Raw genomic sequence first — 8,162 nt, 5'->3', positions numbered from 1 at the left:
CCGGCTTCGCCGGTCGGCCCCCGCCGCAGGTCACCAGGGGAGAACCATGCGTGAACGCCGCTATCCCTCGGACATGACCGACCCCGAGTGGGCGCTGATCAAACCGCTCCTTCCGCTGCCCGCGAGTGAGACCCCGCTGGGAGGCCGGCCGGAGAAGCACCCCCGCCGGGAGATCGTCGACGCGATCCGCTACGTCGTCGACACCGGCTGCAAATGGAGGGCCCTACCTGCGGACTTCCCGCCCTGGAGAACCGTTTGGGGGTTCATGGCCCGCTGGGCAGCGGCCGGGGTCATCGGCCAGATCCGTGACGCACTCGCGGGGCGGATCCGCCGGGAGATGGGCAGAGGCCCCAGAGCCGTCGCCACGATCATCGACTCCCAGTCGGTCAAGGCAGCCTCGACCGTCGGGAAGGACAGCCGCGGCTACGACGCGGGCAAAAAGATCAACGGACGCAAACGGCACATGGTGGTCGACACCAAGGGCCTGCCGCTGATGGTCATGGTCACCCCCGCGGACCTCCACGACTCCGCCGCCGCGAAGGAAGTCCTCTTCCGCCTCCGTCTCACCCATCCCGAAATCACGCTCGTCTGGGCCGACCGCGCTTACGCGGGCAAGCTCGTGACCTGGGCTAAGAAGTATCTGAACCTCACGATCAAGACGATCTCCCGGCCCAAGGACACCACCGGATTCGTCGTCCTTCCCCGCCGCTGGGTCGTCGAACGATCACTCGCCTGGATGATGAACGCCCGCCGCCATGCCCGCGACTACGAGCGGCTCATCCAGCACTCGGAAACGCTCATCACCTGGGCCGCCATCACCCTCATGACCAGACGCCTGGCCACGAGCACGGGACGTCGTCACTCAGCAGGGCCTGCGGCCGGCGTCTGACGCGCCGGTGGGGCCGGCCACCGGCCGACCCCACCGGAACCAGCGGCCGGTCAGTCCTTCTCGTACTGCGCGAGTGCGAGTCCAAGGCCGAAGAACGTCGGCGCCCACTCACCCACGAAAATCCCCCACCGGTCAGCACGGTCCGTCCCCGCTGCCTCTCCCTTGACCGAAGCCGTCCACGACAGGAACGACAGCCCGATCGAGACCACAGCAGCCGTATAGGCGTGATCACTACGCAAACCCGCCTCGTGCAACTTCTTGATGATCATGACCAAACTCCTCTGACGGAGATCTGCAGACACTGCCACCGTCACCCCCGCCCGGCATAACCGCTCACTCCGCACCACCAAACGGGTGACCCCAAAGGCAGCGCTCACAGCCCTCGCCTTTGAAAACAGCTTCTCAACGCCTCTTCCGCATCCCCCGGCAGGAACAACGCCTCAACCTCACTCCCGACCAGCGCGAAGCTGCCGCACACCGCCTGCACTGCCAGCCCTGGCACATCGGCCCCTGCGCCGGATGCGCAACACCCATCAACCGATACGGCCCCACCGGCGCCCACGCTTGCCCAACCTGCCGCGCGGCCGTCGCAGCGGGCAGGTGAGCCCCGAGACCCCGGCGCCGTCGCGCGGGCCCGGCCGCGTCTTCTGCGACCGGGCAGAGACGGGATCGCTTCTCTGCCCCGCTCACGCCGGGGCAGAGCACACACCCCACTGCAGCGCGTTCTGCCGATAGCATCATCCCTACGACCCGCCGCGCCGATGGGAGGCCCCGTGAGCATCTGGACCATCGATTCCATCGCCCATGCCCTGCCCCACCCCGAACTGCGCGCGAGGTTCGCCCGCGAGACGTCGTTCACCGAGGTCTCCAAGCTCCCGGCGATCATCGACAAGTGGGTCCGGGTGGTGGAGGAGTTCGAGGCCGGCCGCGCCCGCATCGAGGCCCTGGCCGCTCACCAGCGTGAGCACGGCCAGCTCCCGACGGAGTACGAGACCCGGCTGACCGACATCACCACCCAGCTCCAGGCCGACGCCGACCGCACCGGCCGGAGCGCCGCGTGACGTACAAGCTGCGCGTCGACCCCGTCATCCACGACCAGTACACCTCCCTCCCCGACGACGCCCGCGCCGAGCTGGCCGGCTGCCTCCTCGACGCGCTCGCCGACCCCCACGCCCATTCCGCGCCGTACGGGACGGACGACGGGGTCGTGCGGACGATCGCCCGCGGAGCGGTGGCGGGCGTCATCATCATCGGCGAGGACACCATCACCCTCGTGCAGATCATCTCGGTTCACTGACCCCCGGAATTCCGCCAATATCCTGGCATCGGAAATGCGAATTCCGTTTAGAGAATTCACTTGCCTATGCTTTTGGGCATGCTGAGCCCATGTTTGGCCACCGGCTGATCAGGGGCCTGACCTGCGGGCACGGCTCCTCGGGCGCCGGACCGGGCCCGAAGGTGGCCGGGCTGCCGATATCGCTCTCAATTCGGCGCCTGGTGCGGGACCATAAGGGCATGAGCGACGAGTTCGGTACGGAGCGGTGGGTGTCGGTGACGCTGCATGGTGGGCCGCTGGACGGGATGTCCACGGTGGTGGATGCGGACGATCCGGAGCCGGGGGTGGGGATCATCGCGGAGGGCTGCGCCCACCCGGGGGGCAGGTCCTGGTACGAGCCGGACGCGGCCGGCCGGTGGACGCACCGGGGCGACATCCCGTGGGAGGCCATGTAGTCGCCTGAGCGCCGCCGTGCGGCCCCCTTGTCCGGCGACCAGCACATCGCCACCCTGACGGGCGCGCTCGCCACCGCCTTCCACCTGATCCGCCTCCAGGCCGAACACGCGGCCGGCCTGACCCGGCAGAACACCGCGCAGCAGGACGCGCTCCAGCAAGCGGTCCGCGAGCTGGAGTTCCAGGCCGGCCGCGCAGCGCTCACCGACCCAGACCAGTCGGCCCGGCTCCTGAACGCTGCACACGACATCGTCAGCGCCCTCACCCCGCGCCCCATCCCGAACCCCTGAACCACCCACAGAACGCCACCATCAGTAGCAGATCACCGTATGGTCGGGCGCGTGGGACGGTGTTCGTGCAGGTCAGGGCTGGGGCGGCCTAGCCGGGTCAGCAGGGGCTGAGCATGCCCGTTAGCACGCCCGTGGCATAGGCAACCGAACGCGAATGGCGAATTCGGATTTCGTGTTCGTGGTCAAGCCTCCGGTGTTCATGGCGGCGCTCGTGGTGTTGTCGATGCCGTTTTCCCTACCGCCATACCCGGCCGCCCGGTGATCGTTTGTGCAGGTCAGGCCCCTTGGTCAAGCCCTATCGAGAACACCTACACCCCCTTCATCACCTGTTGGTGATTACGGTGGTGGGGGCGGGCGGATATCGGGGAGAGGTGAGCGGGTTGGGGTCGAGGTTGAACCCGGCGGGGTCGACGGCGGCCGGGCGTGAGGACGTCCTGGCGGCGCTCGGGGTCTGGCGGGTGGCGACGGCGCATCAGCTGTGGCAGTTGACGCGGCCCGGGTCGCGCGACAACAAGGGCGTGCGCAACGCCCTGTCCGATCTCCAGCGGCACGGTCTGGTGGTGTCGGACGGCTTCACCCGTCCGCGCGGCCAGAAGCCGCCTCGGCGCCGCCACGCGGCTGTTCCGGCCCCGGCTGCGCCGCCGGGTGCCTGGGGCGGATCGCAGGCCGCGACAGGCGGCGGTACGGCCGCCGGCGCGGGTAACCGGGAGGAGAAGGCGCGGAAGGTGTGGCGGCTCACCCCGGCCGGGATCGAGGCCGCCGCGCAGCTGCTGCCGCCGGAACGGACGATGGGCGGCACCGCCCGCGGCGCCGGCCGCCACGGCGCCGGCCACGCCATGGCGGTGAACGAGACGATCCTGGCGTTCATCCAGCCGCGCCCCGCCGCCGAGGACGTCGACCAGGACGAGGACGGACCCCTTGACCAGGGCCTGCCGCTCCCAGTTGACCAGGAGGTTCACGGCCGCGTTGCCAGTAGGAGCGGGCGGCCGGCCGGTGTCGGGTCGATCGCGTCCTGGACGACGGAGGTTGTCCTGCCGGTGACGGGGTCGGTGTCGGCGCCGGCGAAGGGGTCGCCGCGTCCGGACGCGGTGCTGGTGGCGCCGGAGACGGAGCCCGCCCTGCCGTTTCTGTGCGTGGAGGTGGACACCGGGACGGAGACCGTCGCGGTGGTGGCCGCCAAGTTCGAGCGCTACCGCAGGTTCTTCCGCCGGACGGTGAACGAGGCGCCGCCCGGGCAGCGCCGGCCCAAGCTGGTGCCGTTCTGGCGCACCCTGTATGCCGACTCGGGCCGGGAGGGGCACCCGCCGGTCGCGGTGGTGTTCACCGGGGTGGGTCCGCGTTCGCTGGCCACCCGCCAGGAGCAGCTGGGGGAGCTGACCCGGACCCACTGGGCAGGCCAGGCCGTGGATCCGTCGTTGTGGAGGCAGCCGAAGGACTGGTACAGCGACTACTCGGACGCGATCCCGATCATCGTCACCACGCTGGATCTGCTCCGGGAGCACGGGCCGCTCGGGCCGGTGTGGTGGCGCTACGGCCACCCCGGCGAGCCGCGGGAGACGCTGGCTGACGCGCTTGCCAACCCCGACGACGAGCAGGCGTACAGCGAGCGGCGCCAGCGCCGGGCCGAAGCCGAGGATGCCCGGCGCCGTGCGGAGGAGGACGCGCGCGAGGCTCGGCGGCCGGTGTGCGCGGGCTGCGGGGAGAGGTTCAGCGACACCCGCTGGTCGTGGCCCGATGACGCGTACCCGGACCTGTGCCAGCGCTGCGCGACCGAAGCCCAGCAGGCCGAAGCTGAGCGGTGCCGCGCCGAGGAGGACGCCGCCGCCCAGGCCGCTCAGGAACCGGGCCGCCGAGGCTTCCTCGGCCGCCGCCGCCGAGGTTGACCAGCCGCCCGGCAGCGCTGACCTGCACGTCAATCTTCGTAGGCTGGCTTCGTCGATGTGTAGTGACAGCACTTGTGCACGGTTTCCGACGGCAGTTAGTGATCAGCCCACCCCGGGTTGTTGACGAGAAAGGACGGCACTGCTGTCCGCTCCCGTCCCGTCAACTATTCGTTTTGGGGGACGGGGTCCGTCCGTAGGGTTCATGCATGGCAGACGAGAGTGAACTGGCCGTTCAGGCCGCCATCGCGGCGGAGATGCGGCTTCTCGACCCTGACGTGCGTGCTTCCCCGGTCCTGGTCTCGGAGCTTTTAGACCCGGAGTTCACCGAGTTCGGAGCGTCTGGCAGGCGTTGGGATGCGACGTCGATTCTCACCGTGATGAGTACCGGTTCAGTGGGCCCGGAGTCTCCGGTCGAGCTCAGCGAGATGTCCGGGGTCGTACTTGCTCCGGGCATAGTTCACCTGACGTACTTCGCCGACAGCAGCGGGCGCCGAGCATGGCGGAGCTCCTTGTGGCGTCTGACGGAAACGGGCTGGCGTATGTACTTTCACCAGGCAACTTTGGCGAGCTGACCATCGAGGGAGGTAGCGGCAGAGCTCAGCCGGCCTTGGTGGGCTCCTCCGCTCGGGCTCGGGTGCTGGCGAGGCGGTAGGAGTCGGTGCCAGTTTCGATGATGGTGCCGTTGAAGGTGAGGCGGCTGATCGTCGCTCCGTCTGCAGGCTCTGCGCCGCAGTGACCGCGGCGCAGAGAGCGTCACATTTTCAGCCAGTATGTAAAGGCGGTGTTGCGACTGTGGGGTGAATCATCTTCACTGATTGGTGATCGGGGGCGGGGAACCTGTATGGCTTGTGGTCGGCTTCGTCGCGCCCGAATTCTGTCTTCTGTATGGGAGGGGAGCGCAAGTGAAACAATTTCTTTCCGCTGGCAGCCGCTTTGCCGCGGCCCTTGCCGCATTCGGTTTTGCGGCCATATTCTCGTTGACTGCGTCGGGCACCGCACAGGCAGCTCCCTCGCACCACGGCCAGTTCCCCGTGGCCTCCGGATGCTCCAGCGATGCCAGAACACTGAACTCGGCCCGGATGCGCACCACGGGCGGCCAGGACTTCGGCTACATCGAGATGCGGTACAGCCCGTCCTGCGGCACACAGTGGATCCGGGTCACCTCAACGTTGACGAATTGCAGCGGTCACCCCTGCCTGAACGAGACCACGATTCGTCGGCCCGCTGGGCCGGACGGCCCCGCAGCGACGTTCCGGGACTCCGGTGTTCCCAATGCCGGAGCCACGGCTCAGTGGGGCCGCATGGTGTACACGCCCAACACCCGGTCGTGCGGTACCGGAGTCATCGACATAGGGCCGCGATTCGCCTACCCGGGAGGCGTGCCGGGAGCGGAGATCTGTGGCTGACGCCGAGGGGTCGATTTCCTGGTGACGGGGCGGTGGATCCCCCTGTGAGGGGGATCCACCGCCCCGTCGAGAAGTACGCCGGGTTGCGGCGGCAGGCCGCGGACCGGTGCGAGGAAATGGGAGAGCTGGTGCAGACCACCCACCCGTTCGTCGCGGCGGGGGAGCGGCTTCAGGCGGAGGTCGCGGTGCTGCGCGCGGCAGAGGCTGAGCCGGACCGGTTGCTGAGCGAGCGGATCGTGCGGTGCTCCTGCGGGGTCGCAGACCGCCGCCGCTGTCCTACTGCTGGGGCTCGTGGTGTTTATCCCGTCGTGGTCGGCGGGCTGGCTGGCGCTGCTGATCCCCCACACCTCGGCCCTGGTCGCCGGCTGTCGTATGAGGGTGCCCACCGCCCATGCACGAGGCCCGCCGGATCGGCGCCTACCTGCTCCACGAGGTGTGCGCGTTGATGATTCCGCCGTGGCCGGCGTGCTTTCGAAAAACGAACTCAACTCGCGGCTGAGTGATGTCGCCTTCCCAGACGACCGGGCGGGCTTCGATCAGTTGCGGCGTGGGACCGATGGGTGCTCAAGCGCGAGACCGCCGCCCTGGTCTTCTGTGCCCCATCCGGCGGCGGTGAACGCGGTCCGGAAGGCGTGTTCCACCGCGCTGCGGTGTGCGGCCCGGTGTTCGGCCACCCGCACGGTGCAGCCCCGGGAGGTGTAGGAGATCAGCACGTCTTCGGTGCGCACGGCGATGCGGGCCTCTCCGAGCGCGGCGAGCGCGGCGGTGATCGGGGCGACTGCGGCGGCGATGAAGGCGGAGAAGTGGGGGTGGGCGGTCTTGGGCCAGGCCTTGGCGAGCTGGTCCATGACGATGGCGGCGACCGCCGGGTCGGCGATGCGGGCGCCGGTGGCCTCGACCATCTCGCACGGGGTGTGAGGGCCTCCGAGTTCACGGGCTGCTCTGTTCATGCGGCGGGAGATCGCCCCGAAGGCATGCCGGGCCTCGCGGAGGCCGAGTTCGGGGAAGTGCGCGGTCGCCAGGGCGGTGACGGTCGTGCCCGGGCGTCCGGGCGTCGCGAACATCAACTTCGCGACGGCGGCGCAGTCCTCGTCCGGCAGGCTGTCGACCCACCGGCGCAGCATGTCCTCGCTCCACGCCCCGCGCCCGTGCCGCCAGATCACATCGGCCTCGGCCGGCCCGGTATCGCCGGTGCGCCGCCGCCGTACTTCCTCGCGGACCGTGATGTTGAGCGGCGGGTCCGGGAGGACGGGCGGGCGGCCGTAGGCGGCCTGCACGGCCCGTAGCGCCTGCTCGTAGCCGTCGGCCTCGGTGTCGATGGTGAACTTCACGATGCCCTCCCCGGTCTGACCTGATGGCCGTGAGGCTACCGACAACTGCGCTGCCCTGGTGGGGGGATGGGCTGGGCAGCCGAACCGCCCCGCGACCTCCAGCTGCTGGCCGCCGAGGGGCGCAGGTGTCGGTCATGGCCCGATCGTCTCCCGCCCCGGGGGTCGGCCTGCGCGAGAGCATAGCCCGTTCGAGGGCTGGTCACCGGGCCGAAATGGTCCGACGACGTGCACTCCGGCCTGTGCCAGCGGTGCGCGGCCGGAAGCCCAGTAGGCCGTGGCCGAACGGCAGCGCGCCGAGGAGGAAGCCGTTGCCGGGCCGCTCAGGAAGCCAGCCGGAGGGGATTCTTCGGCCGCCGCCTTCGAGGTTGACCAGCCCGCCCGGCGCGCTGACCTGCACGTCAACCCCGTAGCGCCGGGTCGGCCTCCCTGCCCTACGATTCGTACATGTGAGCGAATTGCCGTCCGATCTCCCCCGCCTCCAGGTCCTGCGGACCTGGCTCGCCGTGCAACTGCGCGCCGTCGAGGACGAGATCGCGGCGGTCGAGGCGCGGGAGGCCGCAGCGGCGGCTGCGCCGGGGTGGTGGGTGCAGTGGCGCCGCCGCCGCGTCGGCCGGCCCCGCGCGGGCGTGCTGCA

At 69.8% G+C, this 8,162-nt stretch carries 10 protein-coding genes and 2 pseudogenes; 9 read left to right on the top strand and 3 right to left on the bottom strand.

The genetic code is table 11. The features are described from left to right. The first annotated feature begins 46 nt into the window (after positions 1-46). Positions 47-889: an IS5 family transposase gene (locus BM385_RS26190; protein ID WP_107407841.1), complete on the top strand. Its 843-nt coding sequence runs from the start codon at positions 47-49 to the stop codon at positions 887-889. A gap of 50 nt (positions 890-939) precedes the next feature. On the opposite strand, the gene BM385_RS26185 is transcribed toward BM385_RS26190, so the two are convergent. Next, positions 940-1,158 carry a hypothetical protein gene (locus BM385_RS26185; protein WP_031031882.1) on the bottom strand — a complete coding sequence of 73 codons (219 nt, stop codon included), beginning with the start codon at positions 1,156-1,158 and terminating at the stop codon, positions 940-942. 504 nt (positions 1,159-1,662) lie between these two features. Here BM385_RS26185 and BM385_RS26180 point away from each other — a divergent pair. From BM385_RS26180 to BM385_RS26155, 6 genes are all read left to right on the top strand, one after another. Continuing rightward, the gene (locus tag BM385_RS26180) at positions 1,663-1,950 is read left to right on the top strand and encodes a hypothetical protein (RefSeq protein WP_254791746.1); all 288 of its coding nucleotides are present in this window, start codon (positions 1,663-1,665) and stop codon (positions 1,948-1,950) included. Continuing rightward, positions 1,947-2,186 carry a hypothetical protein gene (locus tag BM385_RS26175; RefSeq protein ID WP_093844582.1) on the top strand — a complete coding sequence of 80 codons (240 nt, stop codon included), beginning with the start codon at positions 1,947-1,949 and terminating at the stop codon, positions 2,184-2,186. The genes BM385_RS26180 and BM385_RS26175 overlap by 4 nt, the downstream gene beginning before the upstream one ends. Positions 2,187-2,404: 218 nt before the next feature. Next, the gene (locus BM385_RS26170) at positions 2,405-2,620 is read left to right on the top strand and encodes a hypothetical protein (RefSeq protein WP_093844586.1); all 216 of its coding nucleotides are present in this window, start codon (positions 2,405-2,407) and stop codon (positions 2,618-2,620) included. Positions 2,621-2,647: 27 nt separating this feature from the next. Then, on the top strand, positions 2,648-2,908 hold the full coding sequence (locus BM385_RS26165; protein WP_093844581.1) for a hypothetical protein: 261 nt from the start codon (positions 2,648-2,650) through the stop codon (positions 2,906-2,908). A gap of 380 nt (positions 2,909-3,288) precedes the next feature. After that, positions 3,289-4,791: a replication-relaxation family protein gene (locus BM385_RS26160; protein WP_175543119.1), complete on the top strand. Its 1,503-nt coding sequence runs from the start codon at positions 3,289-3,291 to the stop codon at positions 4,789-4,791. Between the two features lie 206 nt (positions 4,792-4,997). Beyond that, entirely contained in the window at positions 4,998-5,363 is a 366-nt protein-coding gene (locus BM385_RS26155; protein ID WP_093844579.1) for a nuclear transport factor 2 family protein, read from the top strand. A 25-nt stretch (positions 5,364-5,388) separates the two neighbouring features. On the opposite strand, the pseudogene BM385_RS27525 reads toward BM385_RS26155, so the two are convergent. Further along, positions 5,389-5,499, bottom strand: a pseudogene (locus BM385_RS27525) (IS21-like element helper ATPase IstB); the annotation flags it as partial. 110 nt (positions 5,500-5,609) lie between these two features. On the opposite strand from BM385_RS27525, the gene BM385_RS28425 reads away from it, so the two are divergent. After that, on the top strand, positions 5,610-6,197 hold the full coding sequence (locus BM385_RS28425) for a DUF2690 domain-containing protein (RefSeq protein WP_367889615.1): 588 nt from the start codon (positions 5,610-5,612) through the stop codon (positions 6,195-6,197). Positions 6,198-6,733: 536 nt separating this feature from the next. On the opposite strand, the gene BM385_RS26140 is transcribed toward BM385_RS28425, so the two are convergent. After that, complete coding sequence (locus tag BM385_RS26140) at positions 6,734-7,528, bottom strand: hypothetical protein (protein ID WP_093844577.1); 795 nt, start codon at positions 7,526-7,528, stop codon at positions 6,734-6,736. A gap of 446 nt (positions 7,529-7,974) precedes the next feature. Here BM385_RS26140 and BM385_RS26905 point away from each other — a divergent pair. Beyond that, positions 7,975-8,162: pseudogene (locus BM385_RS26905) on the top strand (DUF6233 domain-containing protein); the annotation flags it as partial.

The organism is Streptomyces harbinensis (assembly GCF_900116145.1).
GTDB classification, from domain to species: domain Bacteria; phylum Actinomycetota; class Actinomycetes; order Streptomycetales; family Streptomycetaceae; genus Streptomyces; species Streptomyces carpaticus.
The sequence above is the reverse complement of the archived record's forward strand: the minus strand, read 5'-3'. Positions and strand labels throughout refer to the sequence as shown.